The sequence below is a fragment of the Pseudomonas sp. 22490 genome (assembly GCF_052044465.1).
GTDB lineage: Bacteria > Pseudomonadota > Gammaproteobacteria > Pseudomonadales > Pseudomonadaceae > Pseudomonas > Pseudomonas aeruginosa.
Genome location: NZ_JBQENS010000020.1, coordinates 79,426 through 104,207, shown reverse-complemented (window position 1 = coordinate 104,207; position 24,782 = coordinate 79,426). Strand labels below are relative to the sequence as shown.

The following is a 24,782-nucleotide window of genomic DNA, read 5'->3' as shown; positions in this document are numbered from 1 at the left end:
CCCATGCCGAACAGATACCTCACCGCCATCTATACCGAGGGCGGGCGGGCCCTGCCGTGCCTGGACTGCTGGGGCCTGACGCTCATAGCGCGGGTTGAGCTGTTCGGACTGCCGATGCTGACCGACTTCGGTGGTGTCACGCGACTCACCCCGGTTTCGATGCAGCGGGCGTGCGATATGGAGATCCAGCGCGCGCTCGAGCAATGCGAGCCAGGACCTGGGGTCATCGCCGCGGCCTATAGAGGGCGTCTGCTCGATCACGTAGGTCTGCTGGTCGAGGTGGATGGTCGCCTGCGGATTCTCGAAATCAACCCGGGAAGCGGGGTGTCGCTCACCCCGCTCCAGAAGTTCTCCGACAAATATTCCAAGGTGGTCTTCTACCGTGATCGAAATCTACCCATCGCTCCTTGACGGAGAACCGCTGGAGCGGCATCCGATCGGCCGCAGGATGACGATTCATGCCTGGCTGACCGCGAATTCTCCTGGGTACCGCTGTCACGATGTCCACCCGTTCTCCATCGGTTTTGTCCCCGCCGAGGTTGCGCTCTGCGGGGACCTGACCGACAAGCAGAAAAAGGCGCATGAGGAATTCGTCCACCCTGGCGAGTGGGCCGAGCGCATCATCGACCGCGGCGATATCGTCCGGATCTACAAGCTGCCGCGCGGGACCGATCCGTTCACGATCACGGCAGCGCTGTTCAAAGGTGCGCAATCCGTTTTTCGGATGCTCATGCCGCAATTGCCTGGCATGCCAACGAACCCAGGGCAAGGCGCGTCGCTGTCTGAAACCAGTGCGCGTGGAAACAAGGTCAAGCTCGGCGATGCGATACGCGAAGTCGCTGGCCGTCGCCTGATTTATCCCGACTACATCCTGCCGCCCCGGAAGTATTTCGCCGGTCCGCGTGAGCAGTGGACCGAAATGCTCCTGTGTATTGGCCGTGGTCGGTTCCAGATCGCCGAAGGGGCAGCGAAAATCGGTGACACGTCGTTCCTGGCGCTTGGCGCCGATGCCTCGTTCCAGATTTTCGAACCAGGGCAGAACGTCAGCGGGCACCCGGCATCGGTCTGGTGGCACCTGGTTGAGGAAGTTGGTGCGAGCTCAACTGGTAATGCCGGCCTGGACCTGACCGAGAGCTCCAATCTCACCCCGAACCCGTCGGCAACTACGTTCACGTTTTCCGGAACGAACATCATTATTTCTGCCGGAGCCGGGTCGTTCCCCTCTGACTGGGTTGCGGGGACGATCCTGCGGGTTGAGGCGATGTACCCCTATTCGGTGAACGATGGCGGCGGGACGAATCGCGACGTCGTGACGGGGGATATCGCTCAGCTCGGGCTGGATGTTGGCGACGAGATCGAGGTGGTTGGCACCAACGGCGGCCTCTACCTGGTGAACGACATCACCTCAACGTCGATGACGCTCAACTACAGCAACGGTTCACCGGCCAATGCGTTGCAGACCGGCTCCGGCAATGCAGCAATTGGCCCGCGTGGGCTGCGCTATCGGATCACGGCGTACAGCGCGCAGCAACTCACCGTCGAGCGGCTGACCAGTGCGGGTGGTGTCGATGTTGACTGGCCAGGATTCACCGCTCTCAACTCGTCTACGTCCCGAGTCACCATCGATCCGACCAGCCTAGAAGGGGGCTGGCGCGGGCCATTCCCTGCATGCCCTGTATCGGAGAAGACCAACTTCGTCGAGATCGACGTGTTTTGCCCGGAAGGCCTGTGCGGCGTAGGCAGGGAAGGGCAGATCTACCAGATCCGCACCTATTACGACATCCAGTGGCGAGACATGGCCGTCGGCGGCGCATGGACGACGGTCAGCAAGAACCATGCTGGCAGTTCTCTCGACCAGCAGGGTTTTACGGACGGCATCCCGCTGCCGTACATGATGCGGCCCGAGTTTCGCATCAGAAAAGTGTTCGTCAACCAGGGCGGCAACTCAACATCCGAGTACCGAGACCGCACCCAGTGGTACGGGATGCGCGCGCGCCTCCAGGCTCCATCGTCCTACGCCGGCGTCACGGTAATGGCTGTTCGGTATCGGTCGTCTGACCGCATCGCGGCGCAGACCGAAAGCCGCGTCTCGGTAGAGGCCACTCGCATGCTACCGACTCGGCAGAGCGGTGCATGGACACCCGAGATCGCTACGCGAGACATCGTCCCGTTCCTCTGCTACATCGCGAAGGAGCGCGGCTACACCGATGCGGATCTCGATCTCGAAGAACTCGACCGGCTGGACGCCATCTGGAAGGCCCGTGGCGACACGTTCGACATGATCTACGAGGACGGCAAGGTCACGGTCGCGCAGATAATGGATGACGTGCTTGCAGCCGGATATGCGGAGAAGACCATCAAACGCGGCGTGATCTCTGCGGCCAGAGACGAGCCCAGGACAACGTTCGGGCACATGTACTCGCCGCAGAACATGGATGGTCCACTGAGGATCAGCATCAGCGCTCCGTCGGAGGACGACTACGACGGAGTCGATGTGGAGTTCGTCAATGCCAACGGCTGGATCGAAGATACCGTCCAGTGCCGCCTGCCCGGCGATGTCGGTCGGAAGGTCGAGAAAATCACGGCTGTCGGCGTCACAAACCGCGACCGAGCCTGGCGCTACGGGATGCGCCGCAGGATGGCACAGCGATACCGGCGAACAGAGTATTCGTTCGATACCGGCCTCGACGCGCTGAACAGCGAGTTCTGGGATTACGTGGCTCTCGCCGGCGATGTTCCAGGCCCTGGGCTGGCGCAGAGCGCATATCTGAAATCGTTCGTGATCTCGGGAAACTCGGTGCTGATCGAGTCCAGCGAGCCGCTCGATTGGTCGCTGCTGAGCTCTCCAGCGCTGTACCTGCGCCGGCCAGACGGAACGGTTTCCGGTGGCTACCCAGCATCTCGGATCGACGACTACCGGCTGAGCATTCCCAGCATCGATTTCGTCCCCGATGTTTCCTGGGAGATCGAGCCGCCGCACTTGTTGCTGGGAAATCCATACCCGGCCCTGATCAGTTCCATTGATCCCAACGGAAATACCGCGGCATCTGTTCGTGCGGTGAACTACGACCCCAGGGTCTACACCTACGACAACGCCAGCGCCCCCAACTGACCGCACACACAAATCCAGAGCCCGCCATAGAGCGGGCTTTTTCATGCCCGGAGAATTTGCATGACTACCTACGCCACCGGTAACCCGCTGGGCTCCAAAGACCCGCGCGACTTGTACGACAACGCCGAGAACTTCGACGCGGCGATGAACGACCGGGTAAACACCACGTGGAATGATCGTTTCGGCGTTTCCAGAAAAACCTGGTTTGGAGTCGAACAGCAGGTCAACGACTTCCTGATCGGCACGGCATTCGAGCCTGTTCCGCTGATCTACGTCGACGGCTCTGAGCTGGTTGTGCCCAGTCCGAGCAAGTTGATCCAGCGCGACGGGAATCTCTACAGCGTCCGGCTGCCTGCGAACTTCCCTGTCACCCTGAGCGGCAACTGGGCAGCCGATGAGCTTCTACTGACTGTTCGGTCCGACCAGGCTCTGCGTCAGCAGTTGAGAGCTCCGGGTGGCGCCGGAATGATCGGTTACGATCCGGCGGAAACGTACCCATCGGATACGGTTGGGTACGCAATAAAAGAGATTGATGGAAAGGCTGAGGAAGCATCTAACTTAGCGACGACTGGCGCATTTGGTAACGCGCAGATGCTAACCAGAGTAAGAGCGCGAATCTCAGGTGCTCCCACTATGTATGTGCTTGGCGACTCTATTTCCCATGGAGCTTTTGCCGGCAGAATATACCGGAATGGCTGGGTGAATCTTCTGCGAAGAATGCTCTACAACGAGATCGGCACTCTAACTTATGGGTTCACACCGTTGATGTCTCTCGTAGACGGTGCTGGGAATTCCTCTAATGAAATTCACTCTATCGATTTCGCAAAAACGTCAGGAACCCACTCTTGGGTTTATAGATCGAATGAAAGCGGATCATATGTTCCTCAAGGGTTGTCGTGGGTGTCAAATGAGGTTGGCAATATTATAAGGTCGACAATCCCAACATTTCAGGATGCATGTACGGTTTACTACGTCGCAAGGCCGGGAGGGGGGACGTTTGACATAAAAGTTAACGGATCGGTAGTAGCTAGTGTGAATACCCAGGCCTCAGTTTTAAACGCTTTGCAAGGCCAAGCTGTAACCCTGAAAGATAATGGGTTTGGGAAATGTGTAATCGAGGTTGTTACTACATCTTCCGCAACTGTTGAATTTTCTGGTTTTTCATATGCGAACGCCTATAGTCAGTCGGCTCTGCATAATTTTTCAAACTCTGGCCGCAGGCTTCGCTGGGTGGATGAGTCTGTCATCAGTTCGATGATGGCAGGAACCTCTCTATTCATCATGGCACTAGGTACCAATGACGCGTCAGACAATGAGTCTGATACGGCGTACTATGATGAATTCGTAAAAAGAATTGATTGGCTGATAAGCTATTCAAATCAAAATAGCGTACCTGTAGTGGTGCCTGATTTTTTGTGGAGTTACCCAGATACAAACAACACAAGGAAGCAGCTAAAGCGACTTGCTGACGAGACTCAGGGGCTATATATACCGTTTGCCGATTTCTTTAGAAAAGGATCGCAGCCAGCAGATGCGAATTATCTTGTAAATACTCTTAAGCTCTTTTCTGATGGTTCCCATCCAAACGTTCATGGTCATAAGTATATTGCGGAGACTATTGCTAAGAAACTCGGCCTTTCAGTTAGCTCGAAAAAACAAGCTCTCGACTACCATGATTGGTGGATGCCGATATCAATCACAAGCACGACAATAAAAAATGCGGACTTTGGTTCGATTCCTCCGAGCAGGGTAATAACTGCAACTCGAAACAATGGCGCGAATGTCCTGTTTCGGTTTTATGTCTCTGGCGTCTCTGGTACGTCCGCTGTTGCGTTCTCTGGAGCATACTCATCTGACTCTGGCGTGTTCGTTGACCTTCCAGTAACTGGACAGATGGAGCTTGAGACAAATGGGGCAAGTTCGGGAGTTGTAAATATCTCTCAGGCAGGGATAACAATAACCCCAAATTCATCAAACACGAAAAGCACTCATCGGTTTGTTGTTAGCGTTGCACGTGGGGAACGACCGTTTGTTGATGGTGTGATTTACTAGGCTCGCTAAAATATTCGGATGCCATTGCAATGGCTATAATAAAAGCCGTGCCGATGAGCAGATTGATTATCTCTGTTGATGTCTTTTCTGTTTCATTGGTACGGATATTGAACATGGCATTCGTATACTCGTCTTCGGTTTTTGTTGGACTGTCTTTCATGCTAATTGTCCTATTGATGTTTTTGGCATAACCAAGCTAGCGCAGCTCGCGAAGCGTCTCGGGATGCTTGCTTGCAACCTTAATTAAGGTTTTTGCTGCTCCAGAAGGAGATCTGCGGCCCTGCTCCCATTCCTGTAGCGTACGAACGCTAACACCTAGGAGGTGTGCGAATTCAGATTGCGCCATTCCTACTTTTGCGCGGACCTCTGCAACCGGAGAAAGTTCAATCTGTGTCGAACGGGCGGCCTTCCCATTCTTCATTTCATCAATCGAGGCGAGGAGGTCGGCCTCGAAGGTTTCAAGTTCCTTATCCATTCATAGCCTCTTTCAATTTGCTCAAGGTGGATGCTGGTAGGTTGTCGAACTTCGACTTTGTGTAGGCTATCAGTAGCCAGATGACTTGCGATTCTTCGGCGTTGTAGTAGATCACGCGCGCGCCGCCGCGCTTGCCCATGCCGGGGCGAGACCAGCGAACCTTGCGAAGCCCGCCCGATCCTGGGATCACATCTCCGACCAAGGGGTTGGCTGCAATCCAGGTTATGAACTCCTCCCGTTCGGGGTCGCTCCAGATGTCGTCTGCATAGCGCTTGAAAATCTCAGTTTCGATGACTGTTCGCATCCCTTAAGCGTACGTCAATGCCGTATCCTTAGCAAGCCGGAAGATGGAGTGGTCTGGATCAGGTAATCCTGGCTCTTGCGCCTAGCCTGCCAGTTCCGACAGATCAGGCGGTCATGGAATATCGACCGCAATCCGTTTCGCTTCGCTTGAGTTCGCGTTTCTGCGCGCATGGTTGGTATGATGCAGCCTTCCATCAACTTACCTTATGGTGAATTATGAGCGGACTTGCTGAGTCATTTTCCTTCACTCCTAGCGACTGGGGCGTTTCTGTGAGAGACGGGGTGATTGAAGGAAAATATTCATTGGATAATGGCGTATGCCATGTTCAAATGTTCTTTGAGGCAGGAGATAGAACAGAGTTCCTTGACTCTTTACCTTGGAGATTTATCCTCCCTGTTAGTGATGTGCCTGAAATACGCCAAGGAGGATTCTTAGTTAGTCTGTATGACAGCAATTCAGAAAAAGATTTCACCGCCTTTGCATTTATAGATCCAGAAACTAAAATGCTTAATATTCAAGTAAATGGGAAGGACGTTTCATCTGAGTATCCATTTAAATGGTCTAAAGGATGCTCATTGGCTATAAACTTTAGCTATATGACGAAGTAAGTTTTCAGATAAATAGAAGCCCGCCTAAGAAGCGGGCTTTTTTATTTCAGGAGAGCGTATGCCCATCACCGAGCAGCAGTTGCTGCATATCCTCCCGAACGCCGGCCCTCGAGCCGGCGTTTTTGTTGGTGCGCTGAACCGCGGGATGACGCGGTTCGGTATCACGTCGCCGGTGCGCGCGGCGGCATTCCTCGCCCAAGTTGGCCACGAAAGCGGCCAGTTGACCCGCCTGGTGGAGAACCTCAACTACAGCGCGCGCGGCTTGGCGGCGACCTGGCCGAGCCGGTACCTCGGCGCCGACGGCCAGCCCAACGCCCTGGCGCAGCGCCTGGCGCGCAACCCCCGAGCCGTCGCCAACAACGCCTACGCCTCGCGCAACGGCAATGGCGACGAGGCGTCCGGCGATGGCTGGTGCTACCGCGGGCGCGGGCTGCTGCAGATCACCGGCCGGGCGAACTACCGCGCCGCCGGCGCCGGGCTGGGCCAGCCGTTGGAGCAGGAACCCGAGCTTCTCGAGCAACCGGAGTGGGCGGCGATCTCGGCGGCCTGGTGGTGGGCCAGTCACGGCTTGAACGACCTGGCCGACCGCGGCGAGTTCGCCGCCATCACTCGGCGCATCAACGGTGGTCTCAACGGCCAGGCGGAGCGCCTGGCGTTGTGGGAGCGCGCAAAGGCGGTGCTGTCGTGATCTCGTCCCGTGTTGTCTCGGTCGCGCTGGGCTGCCTGCTACTGGTCGGCCTCGGCGCCGCCGGCGGTGTCTGGCTCGGCGCGCGGCACTACCGGCCACAGCTCGATGCCGCATTGGCAGATCTGGTCGCCTGCCGTGCCGCCCGGGGAGAGTTGGAATCCGCAGTGGCGGAGCAGGTCCGGCAGGTTGCCGCGCTGCGCGTGGCCGGCGAACAGCGCGCCCGGGATGCCGCGCAGGCTGTGGATCGGGGACGGCAGCAGGCCGCGGAGCAGTATGCCGAAGCCCAGCGCCTGGTACGTGAGCGAACCGCCGGTGAGCAGTGTGCGGCCGCCGAGGCGGTCGTTGATCAGGAGTTGGGCCTATGAAACTGCAGGCGTGGCGAAAGACTGCAGGTGCAGCGATTTTCGGCAGGTGCAGCCGAAAGGCGCAGGTGGTGCAGGTGCTGGGGTTGGTGTTCGCGCTGGCGGGATGCGCCGGCCAGGTCGAGCCTGAGCCGCGCACGGTGCGCGTAGAAGTGCCGGTGGCGGTGCCGTGCCGGGTGCCGGCGGTGGAGGTGCCGGCCTGGGCAGCGGCTGGGCTGAAGAAGAGCGACGATCTCCAGACCAAGGTCCGTGCGCTGCTGGCCGAGCGGCGGCAGCGGATCGGGTATGAAGCCCAACTGCTGGCTGCCAACAGAGCATGCCAGTAGGAGTAGACTACGGCCTTTTCCTACGGAGCTCGGTGATGCTGGTGATTCGATTCAAGGGCTGGTCGGTGAAACTCGACCACCAGGTGGGCAGCGCTGGGAAGTTCGGCATCTGGTCGTTCCACGGCTCGGAGAGCAGCTACGTGCCGGACATGCAGACGATTCTCCGGCATGCTGCTATTCGACCTGCGGAGCCGAAAGAAGGCGGGGAGGTCGAGGTATTCATCTGTGATTCGCGCATGCCGCAGGATGAGTGGCGGCCTGTCGGTAGCGGCGTTGCGGCCTACGAGTCGGACCGCTGAATGCTGGCCGTGACGGAAACGTGAAGCACGGAAATGGAAAACGTGAAAAGGAATTTCACGATTGGCACAGTTTAAGTGATTGCGGTCGGCGTAAACTGTTGTAATATAAGCGCTTCTGAGGTGCGAGACAGGATTTAGGTTCCAGCGCCGCAAGGCGTGAGAGTTCGAGTCTCTCCGTCCGCACCATCTTCAGGCTCGGCTTGTCCGGCCGCTGCGGTTGAAGCCGGATCGTTCGGCACGATTCACGATATGGTGGGCGTAGCTCAGTTGGTAGAGCACAGGATTGTGGCTCCTGGTGTCGTGGGTTCGATTCCCATCGTCCACCCCATATTTCGAAGCGCCAGGCCTTGTGCCTGGCGTTTTCGTTTGCGCTTCACGATCTCTTCTCCGCTTGCCTTTCCGGCACCCAGCCCGCCCTCATGGGGCGACGGCAGGTTGAACTTGTTCCAGCTCCGGCGCTCTTAAGCGAGCCCGTCGTTCCTGGCGGGTCCGTATATGCAGTCTGGGTGAAGCGACATGTCGATGAAATGGACCGAGCAGCGCTTGCGCAAGGCTCTCAAGCAGATGGCGAACAATCATGAATCGGCTGCGGTCGAGGTCATGCGCGCCGTCGAGCGGGCGAACGATCCGAAGCTGGCGCAGCGCCTGCTCGAGGTGATCGAGCAGATGCACCAGGATGCCGATGCGCTGCGCTCCATCGACGACGAAATCGCCAGCGGCGTGATCCGTTGCCAATGAGGCCGTAGACGCTCCGCAGTTCAGGACTTCCCGGCTGAAACCGGCGCATCCGGCCGGTTCGCCAGTTTCGGGCGCAAGGTCGCGCCCTGGGCTGTGTTCCGGCGAACGGTATAAGGTTGGCGGCCGCGGAAGGCGAAGGCGGTGAACATGTTCGTATTCTCTCTCGGTGCGTTTCAGAAACGGTATTCCACCAGGGCGCTCGGGCCGATGCTGTCATGCCACTCTTCGGCGACAGCGGCGGAGCAGAGGCTGGCGAGCGTGCCGGCGAGGCACAGGGAGGGGCTTCTCATGGGGACTCCTTCCGTTGCAGCCAGGGACGTGCCTTGGTGCCTTGCTGGGCGAAGCGGTAGCCGAGCGCGTTCAGACCGTCGAAGTCGCGACTGAAGGTGTCTCCCAGGCCCTGGCCGCTGCCGGCCAGGACGGCGTGTGCGCTGTCGATGGGTTGCAGGATGAACTCGCCGGAGCGGGTTCCTCCGGCTTGCCCGCGCACCAGCAGGAAGCCGTCTTCGATCCTGATGCTCAGGCCGTTCAGGTAGCTGTGCCGGCCCGTGCTGGCGACGCGGTAGGTGCCGACGGCTTCGGTCCAGGCCTGGGGCAGGGATGTCGGCTCGATGCGCTCGCCGAGGTAGGCGGTCTGGTCGTGGCGGCGGGACACCAGGATTCGGCGTTGGCCGTAGCTGACCACGTCCAGTTGCAACTGTCCGGCGCTGTCCACGCCGACAGGCCAGAACCCCAGCAGTCTTTTTCTCATCTGCAGCCAGCCCGAGGTGTCGCGTAACAGTTCCACGCGTTGTTCGCCGAAATCCGCGTACAGGCGACCCCTGCGCTCGTACAGGCGAATCTGGCCTTGGCGGGTTGCGTAGCGACCGTATAGCTGTCGCCGGTCCTCCGGGCTCGGCACCTTCAGTGCGGGGGCGCGCGCGGGGGTGGGCTGTACGGCGGGGCGACGAGCGCCCTGTTTGACCTGCAGCATGAGCGACGCCGCTTGCCGGGCCAGGGAGGCAGTAAGCGACCCGCTGTCATCGGCGTTGCTCATGACAATGGCGGCGAGGCGCTGTTCCGGCAGCAGAATCAGATGGGCGCTGAATCCTCGGGTGGCGCTGGCGTACTCATAGTGACGGATGCCTCCTTCCAGCGGCGCGGAGCCGCACGGGCTGAGGAACCAGGCCAGGCCCACCTGGCAGTCGAAGTCCAGGGCATTGCCGGCGTTCTGCTGGCGGAACATCTCCTCGACGGAGTGTTTCCGGAGAAGCTGGCGCTCCTTGTGGCGCCCGTTGGCGAACAGCATGCGGACGAAGCGGCTGAGGTCGACCGGGCTGCTCCACAGGTCGTTGACCGGGAGGTCGCTGGCGGCGGCGGAGCCGGGGCGACCGCCGCCGCCGCCGCCGCCGCTGTAGCCGTGGGCGCGTTGCGCCTGGGGCAGGGCGTTCCTGGCGAAGCTGGAGCGAGTCATCTGCAAAGGGTCCAGCAGGTGCTCCCGCATGTGCTGCTCGAAGTGCTTTCCGGTGTTGCGCTCGATAGCCGCGCCGACCAGCTCGTAGCCAAGGTTGGAATAGGCGACCTGGGTTCCCGGCGGATTGCTCAGCCAGACGCCGGATACTTTCGCCGGCAGTTGGCCGAGTGAGCTCGGGCGTTCGCCGAACAGGGGCGGCAGGTGTTCGCCAGGAAGGCCGGACTGGTGGCTGAGCAGCCGGCGGAAAGTGATCGCGCGATCCGCCTCGCTCTGGTCGGCATGGAAGCGTGAGCGTACGTAGAACTCGCGCAAGGTGTCCTGGAGCGGGGCGTCGAGAGAGAGTTGGCCGCGTTCGGCCAGTTGCAGGGTCGCGCTGGCGATCAGTAGCTTGGACAGGTCGCCGGCGTGGAATGCGGTGTGCTCGCTGGCGTTGATCCTGTGCTGTCGGTCGGCATAGCCGAAACCGCGGGCCCAGACCAGTTGCTGGTCGTCGACCAATGCCAGGGCCAGGCCGGGCACGTCCTGCCTTTCCATTTCCCGGCGGATGTGGCGTTGCAGATAGTCGATGACCTCGCCGTAGTTGCCCACGGCGGCGCTCGGCGCTGGCGGGGCGGGCGGCAGTCCGTGGCAGCCGCTGGTGCCGAGCAGGCAGCCGAGAAGGGAAAGATGCATTGCACGAAACATGGAACACCTGGCGGAAAGGCGAGGTGTCCCATGCTAGGGCGGGCCTGGCTGGCAGTCCTTACGGCTTTGTCAGCAATCTGTGAAAGATTGTTAAGCCTCCGCTGTCAACGGGGTCGCTCCCAGGTCAGGCGGAAGGAGGCGCCTCCTTGCGGCGTTTCCAGCGCTTCCGCATAGCCGCCGTGCCATTGCGCGACCCGGCGGACGATCGCCAGGCCCAGGCCGAAGCCGCCGGTGCTGCGATCGCGGCTGTCGTCCAGGCGCGAAAAGGGTTCGAAGATCTTCTGCCGGGCGTCCGCCGGTATCCCGGGGCCGTCGTCGTTGACCCGTATCTGACAGCTGTCGCCTTGATCGAGGAGGGCGATTTCGACGCGCGAGTGTGCGTGGCGAATGGCGTTGCGCAACAGGTTGATCACTGCGCGCGCCATGAAGCGAGGCTCTATGCGGATCTGTTCGACCTGGCAGGCGCTGATCTCGCAGGTGACTCCGGCGGCTTCGGCTTCCAGGGCGACGTCGGCGACGACGCTATCCAGCCAGCTCGCGGCGTCGACGATTTCCCGGTGGCTCCCGACGTTGCCGTGCTCCAGGCGGGCGTAGCTCAGCAGTTCGGAGACCATTTCCTCCAGTTCGCCGAGATCGGCGCGCATGTCCTCTATCAGGTCGTGGCGTACTTCGGCGTCGACCTGCTTGTTCAATTGCTCGAGTTCGAAGGACAGGCGGGAGATCGGCGTGCGCAATTCGTGGGATACCGCGTTGGTCAGTTCACGCTGGTTGCTGATCAGGCTTTCGATGCGGTCGGCCATCTGGTTGAAGTGCTGGGCCAGGGTGCGGATGTCGGAGCGTCGGAAAATGCGCGTGCGCGATGACAGGTCGCCGTCGCCGAAGCGTTGCGCGGCCAGGCGCAGGGTCTCGAGGTCGCGCCAGTGCGGGCGGACCCATACCAGCAGGGCGATGCCGACCAGCACGCCGAGCAGGATGTAGGCCAGCACGGTGAATAGTGGGGTCAGCGAGGGTTCCGGCGGCAGCTTGATGTCGAGCAGTTGCGGGCCCGCGTCGATGCGGCTGATGAATTCCGTGAAGTCCTCGCGTACCACCAGCAGGTTCTTGTCGAGGAGGGCCTGCTCTTCCTGCGTCAGCTTCGCCTGCCTGGCATCCGTCAGGCTCAGCTCGAGCCCGTAGTGGGGACGCCAGTCTTCGAGCTGTCGCTGGCGTCCGGCCTGGTCCAGCGGGGCCAGCTTTTCCACCAGCGAATAGGCCTGGCCGCGAACGGCGTCGCGGTGATAGTTCTCGACGATGCTGTCGTAGAACGCGTCGATGACATGGTCGACCACGAAGATCGCGGCGGCGAACCCCAGGGCCAGCAGCAGGTAGAGGCGCAGGAACAGGCGCAGCATTCAGAGCTCCCAGCCCAGCGGGTTGAACAGGTAGCCCTTGCCCCAGACGGTCTTGATCCGGACCGGTTCGCGCGGATTGTCCTTCAGTTTATTGCGCAGCTTGCTGATGCAGACGTCGACGCTGCGGTTCAGGCCGTCGAAACCGATGCCGCGGATCTGGTTGAGGATCTCGTCGCGGGAAAGTATTTCCCCTGCCTGGCTGGCCAGCAGCCAGAGCAGCTCGAACTCCATCGTGGTCAGTTCGATGCCGAGGCCTTCGAGTTCCGCTTCGCGCCGCCGTCGGTCGATGTTCAGCTTGCCGAATGTCAGGCTTTCCGGGGAGGCGGGAAGGGGCGCGTGCCGGCGCATCAGGGCGCGCAGGCGGGCGAGCAGCACCGGTGGCTCGATCGGCTTGATCACGTAGTCGTCGGCGCCGGACTCCAGGCCGAGGATGTGATCGAGATCGTCCTCCTGGGCGGTGAGTATGAGGATCGGCAGGTTCGCGACCCGGCGGATCTCCCGGCACACCTGCAGACCATTCTGTCCGGGGAGCATGAGGTCGAGAACCACCACTTGCGGCTTGAAGTCGAGGAAGGCGGCGAACGCGGCATCACCGCGATGCACCTGGCGCACTTCGAAACCATGCTGGGAAAGGAAACTGGCGATCAGGCGGGCGAGCTTCTGGTCGTCTTCGACGAGCAATACCTTGCTGAGGGTAGGGCAGTCCATAGGGTTTCATCGGTCGGAGCGGAATCGGCTGGCATTATATGCGCCCGCTTCCGGCGAAGCTCCAGCGACTCGTTCGAGATCGGGCTGCGATCGGCGGAAGCGGCCGGAAACACCCCGGGGATCCGCCTGCACCCTGGCGGGGTGACTTCTGCTTTTCCCTCTACTAGAATGCATGCCCTTGGTGCGACACGCGTGGCGTGTCTCCTAAACTTCGAGGTGTAGAGTCATCTTGAAGGGTTTTCGAAAGAGAGCCGAGAGCTTGGGTGCCCAATCCCAAGAAACAAAACCCTCCCAGAAGTCCAATGCCTTCAAGGACTTGCCGCAGCGGCGGTGGCAAACTCAAGGTCGATTAGCGCTCGGTGGCTCGACCGCAGTACTGGATTTCCGGTATTGGAGTGCCTACTACACATCAGCCCTATTCAGGGCTAAACCCATGCGGGAGAGAATCCCCGCTGGGGTTCCCTCCTGCTTTTGAAACAGGAGGTAACAATTCTTTGAGCATGCTGCCTCGGCAGTCCCTGTTCACATCAAACCGGAGACATGAGCGAAAGCTCTGTCTGTCATTGTCCAACCATTGCCTGTTCGGAGTGGCAGCGGACTCGTTGTGCGACCAACGATAGCCTAGGAAGACATGCGTCACTGGTAACGGTGGGGTGTGAAGCTCTTCCAACAATGTAGCCCCCGTATGGGTGCGTCTTCGCCGTGAGGCGGAGCGCAGATGCTCGGAGCAGTACCGGGTTGAGGCGCTAGGCTGGCTGGTATGGGTAACACAAGTGAACTGCTAATAAACGTCGTCAGCATTACGGTGCCTAATCTGCTGATAGGCATTAACCAAAAAGGTGATGCGACCGGTTGTTCTGGTCAAGGGTCGGAACACGTCGTCACATAAGGTCGCCGGCGAATAGGCAGACTCTAACCCAGTCGTGTGACAGGCAGGGAACGTGGTAAGCCCGTATGGCTGCCTTCGGGCAGGTGAACCGCAAGGTGATCCGTTGGCTGTGCGGGTATGGGATCGCAGAGAAAGCGAAAGCCGGGCTGTAATGGCCCGGATAGGGGCTGGAACATCGCTCCACGGGAAACCGGGCAGACTTCTGCGTGGTCTTTCGTCGCATGAACTCTGAGTGAACCTGTCTCAATAAACCTAGAGATCCAGCTGTAACGGATCTTCTATTAATCCAACCCTGGCGGGAGCGTCCATTCCCGTCAGGGGGTGTGTGCGTCTTTCGCTTGGGGCAACTTGAGAGGAAGGCAGCATGTTAGAACATAGCCAATTGGCCGTGTCTGCGCCTTCCGGCGCTCCGCAACAATGGCATGACATCGATTGGTGGCGTGTTCAGCGGAATGTCCGGGCGATGCAGATACGGATTGCGAAGGCTTGTCGGGAAGGCAACTGGCGCAGGGTGAAAGCCTTGCAGCGGATGCTGACCCGCTCACGCTCGGCCAGATACTTGGCCGTACGGCGAGTCACTGAAAACCAGGGTAAGCGCACGGCGGGAGTCGACCGCGTGCTCTGGGATACACCCGATGCCAAATGGAAGGCGGCAAATGGGTTGAAGCGCCACGGTTATAAACCACGGCCTTTACGGCGTGTGTTTATTCCGAAGTCAAATGGAAAAGAGCGCCCTCTGGGCATTCCGACCATGACGGACAGGGCAATGCAGGCGTTGTATTTGCTTGCTCTGGCACCCATTGCAGAAACCACCGGCGATCCAAACAGCTACGGCTTTAGGATCGAGCGATCTACGGCGGATGCAATGGGGCAGTTGTTCGTATGCCTATCCAAGAAGGTTTCGGCCCAATGGGTTTTGGAGGCGGACATCAAAGGCTGCTTTGACCATATCAATCATGACTGGCTTATCACCAACGTCCCAACGGATAAGGTGGTTCTCCGAAAATGGTTGAAAGCTGGCGTGATTCATAAAGGCCAGCTACAGGCAACGGATGCCGGTACGCCACAGGGCGGGATTGTCTCGCCCAGCTTGGCGAATCTGGTGCTGGATGGGCTGGAGTCACAACTTAAGCAACATCTGGGTGTGACCAAGGCCAAGAAGCTGAAAATCAATGTGGTGCGTTATGCGGATGACTTTGTGATAACCGGAACCTCGCGAGAGGTGCTGGAAACTGAAGTCAGACCTTGGGTAGAGCAGTTCCTAGCAGTGCGGGGGCTGCAGTTGTCACTCGAGAAGACGCGTGTCGTCCATATAAAGGAAGGCTTTGACTTTCTAGGTTGGAATTTCCGCAAGTACGATGGGAAGCTTCTGATCAAGCCAAGCAAGAAAAACGTGAAAGCGTTCTATAGCAAGGTAAGGGAGGTCATCAGTACCAGCAAAACGGTAAGGCAGGAGGATCTGATCCGACAGCTGAATCCGATACTGCGTGGCTGGGCGTTCTATCACCAGCCTGTGGTAGCCAAGAAAGCGTATAGCCGCATGGATTACATGATCTTTCTGGCTCTATGGCGTTGGGCAAAACGGCGACACCCTAAGAAAACACTCCAGTGGATCGGAGCGAAATACTTTAAACCCATGAAGGGGCGGAAAGGGGTGTTTGCTACCGCGACGATGAATGACAAGGGAGAGATGCGAACGATCGAGTTGTACTCGCTAGCGAGCACTCCGATCGAACGACACAAGAAGGTGAGTGGGGAGTACAACCCCTTCGATCCTTCTATGGAGGAAATGGGTGAGAAAAGGCGTATGGAACAGATGCTCAAAAGGCTGGCGTACCGTAAGCAAATCTTGAGCCTTTTCCAGAGTCAGAAAGGATTGTGTCCAATATGTAAGTTACCGATTACGAAGGAGACGGGGTGGCATGATCACCACATTCTGTACCGCACAAAAGGCGGTGGAGACTCCCTAAATAACCGGGTACTATTGCACCCCCTTTGTCACCAGCGGCTACACGCTCGCGGATTGACAGTGAACAAACCGGCTCCCCTTACCGGGGGTTTTGATTAGGCCCGAGCCGTATGCGGGGAAACTCGCACGTACGGTTCTTAGGGGGAGGTGGGCCAGTAATGGCCCATCTCTACCCGACATTCTGGGAGCCGGAAGGACCGGCTTACGTCTGTGCAACGAGGAATATCCATGCAAGTTTCTGTTGAAAGCACTTCCGCTCTTGAGCGCCGCATGACCGTTGGTGTGCCTGCCGAGCGTATCGAGACCGAAGTCAACAAGCGTCTGCAGCAGACCGCCCGTCGTGCCAAGATTCCAGGTTTCCGCCCCGGCAAGGTGCCGATGAGTGTCATTCGTCAGCGCTACGAAGCTTCCGCGCGCCAGGAAGCCATGGGCGATCTGATCCAGGAAACCTTCTACGAAGCCGTGGTCGAGCAGAAGCTGAATCCGGCCGGTTCGCCGTCGGTAGAGCCCAAGTCCTTCGAGAAAGGCAAGGACCTGGAATACATCGCAACCTTCGAAGTCTTCCCGGAATTTACCGTTTCCGGCCTGGAAGACATCAAGGTCGAGCGCCTGCAGGCCGAAGTTTCCGATGCTGATGTCGACAACATGCTCGATGTCCTGCGCAAGCAGAACACCCGTTTCGAAGTGGTCGAGCGTGCCGCCCAGAACGATGACCAGTTGAACATCGACTTCGTCGGCAAGATCGACGGCGAAGCCTTCGCCGGCGGTTCCGCCAAGGGCACCCTGCTGGTACTGGGCTCCGGTCGCATGATCGCCGGCTTCGAAGAAGGGCTGGTGGGGGCGAAGGCCGGTGAAGAGCGTGTGCTCAACCTGACCTTCCCCGAGGACTACCAGAACCTGGACCTGGCCAACAAGGCTGCCGAGTTCACCGTTACCGTCAATAGCGTAGCCGAGCCCAAGCTGCCGGAACTGAACGAAGAGTTCTTCGCTCTGTTCGGCGTGAAGGAAACCGGTCTCGATGGCTTCCGCGCCGAAGTGCAGAAGAACATGGAGCGCGAGCTGCGCCAGGCGATCAAGTCCAAGGTCAAGAACCAGGTCATGGAAGGTCTGCTGCAGGCCAACCCGATCGAAGTGCCCAAGGCCCTGATCGGCAACGAAGTGAACCGTCTGCGCGTGCAGGCCGTCCAGCAGTTCGGCGGCAACATCAAGCCTGACCAACTGCCGGCCGAGCTGTTCGAAGAGCAGGCCAAGCGCCGTGTGGTGCTGGGCCTGATCGTCGCCGAAGTGGTCAAGCAGCACGAGCTGAAGGCCGACGAAGGTCGCGTTCGCGAAATGATCGAGGAAATGGCCTCGGCCTACCAGGAGCCCGAGCAGGTCGTCGCCTGGTACTTCAAGAACGAGCCCCAGCTGAACGAAGTCCGTTCTGTTGTACTGGAAGAACAAGTCGTAGATACTGTCCTGCAAAAGGCCACTGTGACCGATAAGCAGGTATCCTACGAAGAAGCGGTCAAGCCGGCCGAAGCTCCGCAAGCGGCCTGATTCGTTCCTCTCGTTCGAATCCCACAAGCCAGCCTTAGTGCTGGCTTGTGCGTCTTTGAGGCTTCACTATCTGTTAGGGAGTGATCGCAAGACATGTCTCGCAACTCTTTTATTCCGCACGTTCCCGATATCCAGGCCGCCGGTGGCCTGGTGCCCATGGTGGTGGAGCAGTCCGCCCGCGGCGAGCGCGCCTACGACATCTATTCGCGCCTGCTGAAGGAGCGGATCATCTTCCTGGTCGGCCAGGTCGAGGACTACATGGCCAACCTGGTGGTTGCCCAGTTGCTGTTCCTGGAGGCTGAAAATCCCGAGAAGGACATTCATCTCTACATCAACTCGCCGGGTGGTTCGGTGACTGCCGGGATGTCCATCTACGACACCATGCAGTTCATCAAGCCCAACGTCTCGACCACCTGTATCGGCCAGGCGTGCAGCATGGGTGCCCTGCTGCTTGCGGGCGGTGCCGCCGGCAAGCGCTACTGCCTGCCGCATTCGCGGATGATGATCCACCAGCCGCTGGGCGGTTTCCAGGGCCAGGCCTCGGATATCGAGATCCATGCCAAGGAAATCCTCTTCATCAAGGAGCGTCTGAACCAGATCCTGGCGCACCACACCGGCCAGCCCCTGGACGTCATTGCCCGCGATACCGATCGTGACCGCTTCATGAGCGGTGACGAAGCCGTCAAGTATGGCCTGATCGACAAGGTCATGACCCAGCGCGACCTGGCCGTCTAAGGCTCCGCAATACTGGCGGTCGAGACATTCGGCCGCCTCGTGGGCTTGAAAATGCCCACAATTGCCTTCATCTTGTGTTTGAAGCTACCCATTGGATCGATCGAATGACTGATACCCGCAACGGCGAGGACAACGGCAAGCTGCTGTATTGCTCCTTCTGCGGCAAGAGCCAGCACGAAGTGCGCAAGTTGATTGCCGGCCCCTCGGTCTTTATCTGCGACGAGTGTGTCGACCTGTGCAATGACATCATCCGCGAGGAGGTGCAGGAAGCGCAGGCGGAAAGTAGTGGGCACAAACTTCCGGCGCCGAAAGAGATCCGCACCATCCTCGATCAGTACGTGATCGGGCAGGAGCGGGCCAAGAAGGTTCTGGCGGTAGCGGTATACAACCACTACAAGCGCCTCAACCAGCGTGACAAGAAGGACGATATCGAGCTCGGCAAGAGCAACATTCTGATGATCGGCCCAACCGGCTCGGGCAAGACCCTGCTGGCCGAGACCCTCGCACGTCTGCTGAACGTGCCGTTCACCATCGCCGATGCGACCACGCTGACGGAAGCGGGCTACGTGGGCGAGGATGTCGAGAACATCATCCAGAAGCTCTTGCAGAAGTGCGATTACGATGTGGAGAAGGCCCAGATGGGCATCGTCTACATCGACGAGATCGACAAGATCTCCCGGAAATCGGACAACCCCTCCATCACTCGCGACGTTTCCGGCGAGGGTGTGCAGCAGGCCCTGCTGAAGCTCATCGAGGGCACCGTTGCCTCGGTACCGCCGCAGGGCGGTCGCAAGCATCCGCAGCAGGAGTTCCTGCAGGTCGATACGCGCAACATCCTGTTCATCTGCGGCGGCGCTTTCGCCGGTCTGGAGCGGGTCATCCAGAACCGTTCCGCGCGCGGCGGCATCGGTTTCAATGCCGAAGTGCGCAGTCAGGAGATGGGCAAGAAGGTCGGCGAGGCGTTCAAGGAAGTCGAACCGGAAGATCTCGTCAAGTTCGGTCTTATTCCCGAGTTTGTAGGGCGTTTGCCGGTGATCGCGACTCTTGATGAGCTCGACGAGGCTGCGCTCATGCAGATCCTGACCGAGCCGAAGAACGCTCTCACCAAGCAGTACGCCAAGCTGTTCGAAATGGAAGGCGTCGATCTCGAATTCCGTCCGGATGCACTCAAGGCGGTTGCCCGCAAGGCGCTCGAACGCAAGACCGGTGCACGTGGCTTGCGTTCAATTCTCGAAGGTATCCTTCTCGATACCATGTACGAGATTCCCTCCCAGCAGGATGTCAGCAAGGTGGTCATCGATGAGAGTGTCATCGATGGCTCGTCGCAACCCCTGATGATCTACGAGAACAGCGAAAAGCCAGCCAAGGCTGCGCCTGAGGCATGAAAGAGCAGGGGCCTTCGGGCCCCTTTTCTTTTCCGACTGGCACGCTTGTTTTTTCCCGGGCCTAACCCCATCTTAGGCTGAAAGGTCTTCCTATCTGTTTCGTGGCCAAGTGCCGCTGTAGAGCCGACATTATGAAAACACTCGTCGAATTGCCCTTGCTGCCGCTACGTGACGTGGTGGTGTACCCGCACATGGTCATCCCGTTGTTCGTCGGTCGGGAAAAGTCCATCGAGGCCTTGGAGGCAGCGATGACCGGCGACAAGCAAATCCTCCTGCTGGCGCAGAAAAACCCCGCGGACGATGATCCGGGCGAAGATGGCCTGTACCGCATGGGTACGGTCGCTACCGTGCTGCAGTTGCTCAAGCTGCCGGATGGCACCGTCAAGGTGCTGGTCGAAGGCGAGCAGCGCGGCCAGGTCGAGCGCTTCATCGAGGAGGAAGGGCACATTCGTGCCGCGGTCCAGGCCATCGACGACGCCAATGTCGGCGAGCGCGAGGCCGAGGTCTTCACTCGCAGCCTGCTGAGCCAGTTCGAGCAATACGTCCAGTTGGGCAAGAAAGTCCCCGCCGAGGTGCTTTCCTCGCTGAACAGCATCGACGAGCCGAGCAGGCTGGTCGATACCATGGCCGCGCACATGGCGCTGAAGATCGAGCAGAAGCAGGACATCCTGGAGATCACCGACCTGTCGTCGCGGGTCGAGCATGTCCTGGCGCTGCTGGATGCCGAGATCGACCTGCTGCAGGTGGAAAAGCGTATCCGCGGCCGGGTCAAGAAGCAGATGGAGCGCAGCCAGCGCGAGTACTACCTGAATGAGCAGATGAAGGCCATTCAGAAGGAACTCGGCGATATCGACGAAGGGCACAACGAAGTCGAGGAGCTGAAGAAGCGCATCGACGCCGCCGGCCTGACCAAGGAGGCGCACACCAAGGCCACTGCCGAGCTGAACAAGCTCAAGCAGATGTCGCCGATGTCGGCGGAAGCCACCGTGGTGCGTTCCTACATAGACTGGCTGCTGAACGTGCCGTGGAAGGCCGAGAGCAAGGTGCGCCATGATCTCGCCAAGGCGGAAGACATCCTCGATGCCGACCATTATGGCCTGGAAGAGGTCAAGGAGCGCATTCTCGAGTATCTCGCCGTGCAAAAGCGGGTGAAGAAGCTCAAGGGCCCGGTCCTTTGCCTGGTGGGACCGCCCGGCGTGGGCAAGACCTCCCTGGCCGAATCCATCGCCCGCGCCACCAATCGCAAGTTCGTGCGCATGGCGCTCGGCGGCGTGCGTGACGAGGCCGAGATCCGCGGTCACCGTCGTACCTATATCGGCTCCATGCCGGGCCGCCTGATCCAGAAGATGACCAAGGTCGGCGTGCGCAACCCGCTGTTCCTCCTCGACGAAATCGACAAGATGGGCAGCGACATGCGCGGGGATCCCGCCTCGGCGCTGCTCGAGGTGCTCGACCCGGAGCAGAACCACAACTTCAACGATCACTACCTGGAAGTCGACTACGACCTGTCCGACGTGATGTTCCTCTGCACCGCGAACTCGATGAACATCCCGGCGCCCCTGCTGGATCGGATGGAAGTCATCCGCCTGCCGGGCTACACCGAGGACGAGAAGGTCAATATCGCCGCCAAGTACCTGATTCCGAAGCAGGTCCAGGCCAACGGCCTGAAGAAGGGCGAGCTGACCTTCGAGGAAGGCGCCCTGCGCGACATCATTCGCTACTACACCCGCGAAGCCGGGGTGCGCAGCCTCGAGCGGCAGATCGCCAAGGTCTGCCGCAAGGCGGTGAAGGAGCATGCCAAGCTCAAGCGTATCCAGGCGGTGGTGTCCAGCGAGACGCTGGAGAACTACCTCGGCGTGCGCAAGTTCCGTTATGGCCTCGCCGAACAGCAGGACCAGATCGGCCAGGTGACCGGGCTGGCCTGGACCCAGGTCGGCGGCGAGCTGCTTACCATCGAGGCGGCCGTGGTACCCGGCAAGGGCCAGTTGACCAAGACCGGATCGCTGGGCGACGTGATGGCGGAATCGATCACCGCGGCGTTGACCGTGGTGCGCAGCCGCGCCCAGAGCCTAGGAATCGCGGCGGACTTCCACGAGAAGCGCGACATCCATATCCACGTTCCGGAAGGCGCTACGCCGAAGGATGGCCCGAGCGCAGGCATCGGCATGTGCACGGCGCTGGTTTCGGCGATCACGCAGATCCCGGTGCGCGCCGACGTGGCAATGACCGGGGAGATCACCCTGCGTGGGCAGGTGCTGGCGATCGGCGGGCTGAAAGAAAAACTTTTGGCGGCGCACCGCGGCGGGATCAAGACGGTGATCATTCCCGAGGAAAATGTTCGCGACCTGAAGGAAATTCCGGACAATATTAAGAGTGATCTGGTTATTAAACCGGTTAAATGGATTGACGAAGTCCTGCAAATTGCGCTGCAATACGCCCCGGAGCCCTTGCCCGATGCGGCTCCGGAGATGGTTGCAAAGGATGAAAAACGCGAGCCTGATTCCAAGGAGCGAATTAGCACGCATTAGTCGGTAGGTATTCTTGACACTGTTTTTGGGCCCTTGTTATAAAGCGGCACTTGCTGAGTCAGTTGGCCTACCAGCGCAGAATTTCCTTACACCTAACACATAGAAACATACTCAACAGAAATAAGGGGACTTAGAGTGAACAAGTCGGAACTGATCGATGCAATTGCCGCATCTGCTGATATCCCGAAAGCTGTTGCCGGTCGCGCACTGGACGCAGTGATCGAGTCCGTCACTGGCGCCCTGAAGGCTGGTGACTCCGTCGTGCTGGTTGGTTTCGGCACCTTCGCTGTCAAAGAGCGCGCTGCTCGCACCGGTCGCAACCCGCAAACTGGCAAGCCGATCAAGATCGCCGCTGCCAAGATCCCGGGCTTCAAAGCCGGTAAAGCCCTGAAGGATGCTGTCAACTAAGCGTCTTTTTGGACTCGATCTACCCAGGTCGGCCAAGGCTGGCCTGGCTGCGGAGCGGTAGTTCAGTCGGTTAGAATACCGGCCTGTCACGCCGGGGGTCGCGGGTTCGAGTCCCGTCCGCTCCGCCAGTTACGAGAAGGCGCATCCTCGGATGCGCCTTTCTTATATCCGCATCTCTTACCCACGCCGCGCCGCCCAAGACGGCTGGTCGTGGCAGTTTTTGGGGGCTGCATGCTGCAGAACATCAGGGATAATTCCCAGGGCTGGATCGCCAAGACCATCATTGGCGTGATCATCGTTCTCCTGTCGCTGACCGGCTTCGACGCGATCATCCGGGCCACCGACCACTCCAACGTGGCCGCCAAGGTCAACGGCGACGATATCAGTCTCAATGAAGTCCAACAGGCCGTGGACATGCAGCGTCGCCAGCTGCTGCAACGCCTGGGCAAGGATTTCGATCCATCCATGCTGGATGACAAGCTGCTCAAGGAAGCGGCCCTGAAGGGGCTGATCGAGCGTACCCTGCTGCTCCAGGCCGCCAAGGACGACAAGTTTGCCTTCTCCGACCAGGCGCTGGACCAGTTGATCCTGCAAACTCCCGAGTTCCAGGTCGACGGCAAGTTCAACGCGGATCGCTTCGACCAGGTCATCCGCCAGATGAACTACAGCCGCATGCAGTTCCGCCAGATGCTCGGCCAGGAAATGCTCATCGGCCAGCTTCGCGCCGGCCTGGCGGGCACCGGTTTCGTCACCGACAACGAATTGCAGTCCTTCGCTCGCCTCGAGAAGCAGACCCGCGACTTCGCCACCCTGGCGATCAAGGCCGACGCGTCCAAGAGCAGCGTGAGCGAGGACGAGGTGAAGGCCTTCTACGAAGGCCACAAGAGCGAGTTCATGACTCCCGAGCAGGTGGTCGTCGAATACGTGGAACTGAAGAAGTCCTCCTTCTTCGACCAGGTCAAGGTGAAGCAGGAAGACCTCGAGGCGTTGTACCAGAAGGAAATCGCCAACCTCTCCGAGCAGCGCGATGCCGCCCACATCCTGATCGAGGTGAACGACAAGGTCGGCGACGAGCAGGCCAAGGCGAAGATCGACGAGATCAAGGCTCGCCTGGCCAAGGGCGAGGATTTCGCCGCGCTGGCCAAGGAGTTCTCCCAGGATATCGGCTCGGCCGCCACCGGCGGTGACCTGGGCTACGCCGGTCGCGGCGTGTACGACCCCGCGTTCGAGGAGGCGCTGTATGCGCTGAAGCAAGGTGAGGTATCCGCCCCGGTGAAGACTCCGTACGGCTACCACCTGATCAAGCTGCTGGGCGTGCAGGCGCCGGAAGTACCGAGCCTGGAAAGCCTCAAGCCGAAGCTCGAGGACGAACTGAAGAAACAGATGGTCGAGCAGCGCTTCGTCGAGGCTACCAAGGACTTGGAAAGCTCCGCCTACGAAGCCGCCGACCTGAGCCAGCCGGCGCAGGAAATGGGCCTGAAGGTCCAGACCAGCCAGCCGTTCGGACGTTCGGGGGGCGACGGCATCGCTGCCAACCGCCAGATCGTGCAGACCGCGTTCAGCGCCGAGGTGCTGGAAGAAGCGGCCAACAGTGGCGCCATCGAGCTGGATCCGGACACCGTGGTGGTGCTGCGGGTCAAGGAACACAACAAGCCGAAGGAGCAACCGCTGGAGCAGGTCGCGGCGAACATCCGCGAGCGCCTGGCCGCCGAAAAGGCCGCCGAGGAGGCGCAGAAGCGTGGCGAGGCCCTGATCGCAGAGCTGCGTGAAGGCCGTACCTCTTCCGCAGCGGGTGAGTCGTGGAAAGTGGTCGAGGCGGCCTCCCGCGGCCACGAAGGCGTCGATCCGAAACTGCTCCAGGCGGTGTTCCGCATGCAGCGTCCGGAGGCCAAGGACAAGCCTTCGTTCTCTGGCGTGACCCTGGCCAATGGCGATTACGTGGTGATCCGCCTGAATGGCGTCAGCGAGCCGGAGGAGGCTATCTCCGACGACGAGAAGGCCATGTACCGCCGCTTCCTGGCTTCGCGCAGCGGACAGGCAGACTTCGCCGCCTTCCGCCGTCAGTTGCAGGACAAGGCGGAAGTCGAGAAATACTGAGACCGAGATGCAGAGAAAAGGCCGCTTACGCG

Annotated in this window: 21 protein-coding genes and 3 tRNA genes; 19 read left to right on the top strand and 5 right to left on the bottom strand. The window is 59.7% G+C overall.

Going from position 1 to position 24,782, the window contains the following annotated elements; translation table 11 throughout:
* Positions 1–3 precede the first annotated feature (3 nt).
* Genes ACTJJX_RS21470 through ACTJJX_RS21460 form a run of 3 tightly spaced genes read left to right on the top strand, consistent with a single transcriptional unit; the run spans position 4 to position 5,164 of the window.
* Positions 4–411 carry a hypothetical protein gene (locus ACTJJX_RS21470; protein WP_023082501.1) on the top strand — a complete coding sequence of 136 codons (408 nt, stop codon included), beginning with the start codon at positions 4–6 and terminating at the stop codon, positions 409–411.
* Complete coding sequence (locus ACTJJX_RS21465) at positions 383–3,112, top strand: host specificity factor TipJ family phage tail protein (protein WP_023082500.1); 2,730 nt, start codon at positions 383–385, stop codon at positions 3,110–3,112. Before ACTJJX_RS21470 ends, ACTJJX_RS21465 begins: the two co-directional genes overlap by 29 nt.
* 60 nt (positions 3,113–3,172) lie before the next feature.
* Positions 3,173–5,164 carry an SGNH/GDSL hydrolase family protein gene (locus tag ACTJJX_RS21460; protein WP_023082499.1) on the top strand — a complete coding sequence of 664 codons (1,992 nt, stop codon included), beginning with the start codon at positions 3,173–3,175 and terminating at the stop codon, positions 5,162–5,164.
* A gap of 196 nt (positions 5,165–5,360) precedes the next feature.
* Here ACTJJX_RS21460 and ACTJJX_RS21455 read toward each other — a convergent pair whose 3' ends face one another.
* Together ACTJJX_RS21455 and ACTJJX_RS21450 are read right to left on the bottom strand one after the other, a co-directional pair.
* Positions 5,361–5,639 (bottom strand): helix-turn-helix domain-containing protein, encoded by a 279-nt coding sequence (locus ACTJJX_RS21455; protein WP_023082497.1) that lies wholly within the window; start codon positions 5,637–5,639, stop codon positions 5,361–5,363.
* Positions 5,632–5,943 (bottom strand): hypothetical protein, encoded by a 312-nt coding sequence (locus ACTJJX_RS21450; protein ID WP_023082496.1) that lies wholly within the window; start codon positions 5,941–5,943, stop codon positions 5,632–5,634. Before ACTJJX_RS21450 ends, ACTJJX_RS21455 begins: the two co-directional genes overlap by 8 nt.
* A 215-nt stretch (positions 5,944–6,158) precedes the next feature.
* On the opposite strand from ACTJJX_RS21450, the gene ACTJJX_RS21445 reads away from it, so the two are divergent.
* The 8 genes from ACTJJX_RS21445 to ACTJJX_RS21410 all read left to right on the top strand — a co-directional run bounded on the left by ACTJJX_RS21445 (position 6,159) and on the right by ACTJJX_RS21410 (position 8,964).
* Complete coding sequence (locus tag ACTJJX_RS21445; protein ID WP_153549548.1) at positions 6,159–6,551, top strand: hypothetical protein; 393 nt, start codon at positions 6,159–6,161, stop codon at positions 6,549–6,551.
* Positions 6,552–6,609: 58 nt separating this feature from the next.
* A complete protein-coding gene (locus tag ACTJJX_RS21440) occupies positions 6,610–7,239 on the top strand; it encodes a glycoside hydrolase family 19 protein (RefSeq protein WP_023082495.1) in 630 nt (209 codons plus the stop codon).
* Positions 7,236–7,604 carry a hypothetical protein gene (locus ACTJJX_RS21435; protein ID WP_023082494.1) on the top strand — a complete coding sequence of 123 codons (369 nt, stop codon included), beginning with the start codon at positions 7,236–7,238 and terminating at the stop codon, positions 7,602–7,604. Before ACTJJX_RS21440 ends, ACTJJX_RS21435 begins: the two co-directional genes overlap by 4 nt.
* Complete coding sequence (locus ACTJJX_RS21430) at positions 7,601–7,927, top strand: hypothetical protein (RefSeq protein WP_023082493.1); 327 nt, start codon at positions 7,601–7,603, stop codon at positions 7,925–7,927. Before ACTJJX_RS21435 ends, ACTJJX_RS21430 begins: the two co-directional genes overlap by 4 nt.
* Positions 7,928–7,962: 35 nt before the next feature.
* Positions 7,963–8,226, top strand: coding sequence for a hypothetical protein (locus tag ACTJJX_RS21425; RefSeq protein WP_004349481.1), 264 nt, complete (start codon positions 7,963–7,965; stop codon positions 8,224–8,226).
* Positions 8,227–8,307: 81 nt separating this feature from the next.
* Positions 8,308–8,412 (top strand) — tRNA-OTHER (locus ACTJJX_RS21420).
* Between the two features lie 66 nt (positions 8,413–8,478).
* Positions 8,479–8,554: transfer RNA gene (locus tag ACTJJX_RS21415), tRNA-His, on the top strand.
* Positions 8,555–8,742: 188 nt separating this feature from the next.
* On the top strand, positions 8,743–8,964 hold the full coding sequence (locus tag ACTJJX_RS21410) for a hypothetical protein (RefSeq protein ID WP_003087901.1): 222 nt from the start codon (positions 8,743–8,745) through the stop codon (positions 8,962–8,964).
* A 286-nt stretch (positions 8,965–9,250) separates the two neighbouring features.
* Here ACTJJX_RS21410 and ACTJJX_RS21405 read toward each other — a convergent pair whose 3' ends face one another.
* From ACTJJX_RS21405 to parR, 3 genes are all read right to left on the bottom strand, one after another.
* Positions 9,251–11,101 carry a serine hydrolase domain-containing protein gene (locus ACTJJX_RS21405; RefSeq protein WP_016851752.1) on the bottom strand — a complete coding sequence of 617 codons (1,851 nt, stop codon included), beginning with the start codon at positions 11,099–11,101 and terminating at the stop codon, positions 9,251–9,253.
* Positions 11,102–11,205: 104 nt separating this feature from the next.
* On the bottom strand, positions 11,206–12,492 hold the full coding sequence (gene parS, locus ACTJJX_RS21400) for a sensor histidine kinase ParS (protein WP_023082492.1): 1,287 nt from the start codon (positions 12,490–12,492) through the stop codon (positions 11,206–11,208).
* Positions 12,493–13,200, bottom strand: coding sequence for a response regulator transcription factor ParR (gene parR, locus ACTJJX_RS21395; protein WP_003098126.1), 708 nt, complete (start codon positions 13,198–13,200; stop codon positions 12,493–12,495).
* A 1,253-nt stretch (positions 13,201–14,453) separates the two neighbouring features.
* Between parR and ltrA the strand changes: the two genes are divergently transcribed.
* The 8 genes from ltrA (at position 14,454) to ACTJJX_RS21355 (ending at position 24,750) form a co-directional block, all read left to right on the top strand.
* Complete coding sequence (ltrA, locus tag ACTJJX_RS21390; protein WP_031694129.1) at positions 14,454–16,157, top strand: group II intron reverse transcriptase/maturase; 1,704 nt, start codon at positions 14,454–14,456, stop codon at positions 16,155–16,157.
* A 129-nt stretch (positions 16,158–16,286) separates the two neighbouring features.
* Positions 16,287–17,597: a trigger factor gene (tig, locus tag ACTJJX_RS21385; RefSeq protein ID WP_003087920.1), complete on the top strand. Its 1,311-nt coding sequence runs from the start codon at positions 16,287–16,289 to the stop codon at positions 17,595–17,597.
* Positions 17,598–17,690: 93 nt separating this feature from the next.
* Positions 17,691–18,332, top strand: a complete 642-nt coding sequence (gene clpP, locus ACTJJX_RS21380; protein ID WP_003098129.1) for an ATP-dependent Clp endopeptidase proteolytic subunit ClpP — start codon at positions 17,691–17,693, stop codon at positions 18,330–18,332.
* A 104-nt stretch (positions 18,333–18,436) separates the two neighbouring features.
* Complete coding sequence (gene clpX / locus ACTJJX_RS21375; RefSeq protein ID WP_003087924.1) at positions 18,437–19,717, top strand: ATP-dependent Clp protease ATP-binding subunit ClpX; 1,281 nt, start codon at positions 18,437–18,439, stop codon at positions 19,715–19,717.
* A 131-nt stretch (positions 19,718–19,848) separates the two neighbouring features.
* Entirely contained in the window at positions 19,849–22,245 is a 2,397-nt protein-coding gene (lon, locus tag ACTJJX_RS21370; protein ID WP_003087926.1) for an endopeptidase La, read from the top strand.
* Positions 22,246–22,380: 135 nt separating this feature from the next.
* Positions 22,381–22,653 (top strand): nucleoid-associated protein HU-beta, encoded by a 273-nt coding sequence (hupB, locus tag ACTJJX_RS21365; protein ID WP_003087931.1) that lies wholly within the window; start codon positions 22,381–22,383, stop codon positions 22,651–22,653.
* A 51-nt stretch (positions 22,654–22,704) separates the two neighbouring features.
* Positions 22,705–22,781 (top strand) — tRNA-Asp (locus ACTJJX_RS21360).
* Positions 22,782–22,884: 103 nt separating this feature from the next.
* Positions 22,885–24,750 (top strand): SurA N-terminal domain-containing protein, encoded by a 1,866-nt coding sequence (locus tag ACTJJX_RS21355; protein ID WP_012614282.1) that lies wholly within the window; start codon positions 22,885–22,887, stop codon positions 24,748–24,750.
* Positions 24,751–24,782: the final 32 nt, after the last annotated feature.

Coding starts and splice junctions, on each gene's coding strand:
- clpX (WP_003087924.1), top strand. CDS start 18,437: ATGACTGATACCCGCAACGGCGAGGACAACGGCAAGCTGCTGTATTGC.
- ACTJJX_RS21470 (WP_023082501.1), top strand. CDS start 4: ATGCCGAACAGATACCTCACCGCCATCTATACCGAGGGCGGGCGGGCC.
- parS (WP_023082492.1), bottom strand. CDS start 12,492: ATGCTGCGCCTGTTCCTGCGCCTCTACCTGCTGCTGGCCCTGGGGTTC.
- tig (WP_003087920.1), top strand. CDS start 16,287: ATGCAAGTTTCTGTTGAAAGCACTTCCGCTCTTGAGCGCCGCATGACC.
- ACTJJX_RS21410 (WP_003087901.1), top strand. CDS start 8,743: ATGTCGATGAAATGGACCGAGCAGCGCTTGCGCAAGGCTCTCAAGCAG.
- parR (WP_003098126.1), bottom strand. CDS start 13,200: ATGGACTGCCCTACCCTCAGCAAGGTATTGCTCGTCGAAGACGACCAG.
- ACTJJX_RS21405 (WP_016851752.1), bottom strand. CDS start 11,101: ATGTTTCGTGCAATGCATCTTTCCCTTCTCGGCTGCCTGCTCGGCACC.
- clpP (WP_003098129.1), top strand. CDS start 17,691: ATGTCTCGCAACTCTTTTATTCCGCACGTTCCCGATATCCAGGCCGCC.
- ACTJJX_RS21455 (WP_023082497.1), bottom strand. CDS start 5,639: ATGGATAAGGAACTTGAAACCTTCGAGGCCGACCTCCTCGCCTCGATT.
- ACTJJX_RS21430 (WP_023082493.1), top strand. CDS start 7,601: ATGAAACTGCAGGCGTGGCGAAAGACTGCAGGTGCAGCGATTTTCGGC.
- lon (WP_003087926.1), top strand. CDS start 19,849: ATGAAAACACTCGTCGAATTGCCCTTGCTGCCGCTACGTGACGTGGTG.
- ACTJJX_RS21440 (WP_023082495.1), top strand. CDS start 6,610: ATGCCCATCACCGAGCAGCAGTTGCTGCATATCCTCCCGAACGCCGGC.
- ACTJJX_RS21425 (WP_004349481.1), top strand. CDS start 7,963: ATGCTGGTGATTCGATTCAAGGGCTGGTCGGTGAAACTCGACCACCAG.
- ACTJJX_RS21450 (WP_023082496.1), bottom strand. CDS start 5,943: ATGCGAACAGTCATCGAAACTGAGATTTTCAAGCGCTATGCAGACGAC.
- ltrA (WP_031694129.1), top strand. CDS start 14,454: ATGTTAGAACATAGCCAATTGGCCGTGTCTGCGCCTTCCGGCGCTCCG.
- ACTJJX_RS21355 (WP_012614282.1), top strand. CDS start 22,885: ATGCTGCAGAACATCAGGGATAATTCCCAGGGCTGGATCGCCAAGACC.
- ACTJJX_RS21460 (WP_023082499.1), top strand. CDS start 3,173: ATGACTACCTACGCCACCGGTAACCCGCTGGGCTCCAAAGACCCGCGC.
- ACTJJX_RS21445 (WP_153549548.1), top strand. CDS start 6,159: ATGAGCGGACTTGCTGAGTCATTTTCCTTCACTCCTAGCGACTGGGGC.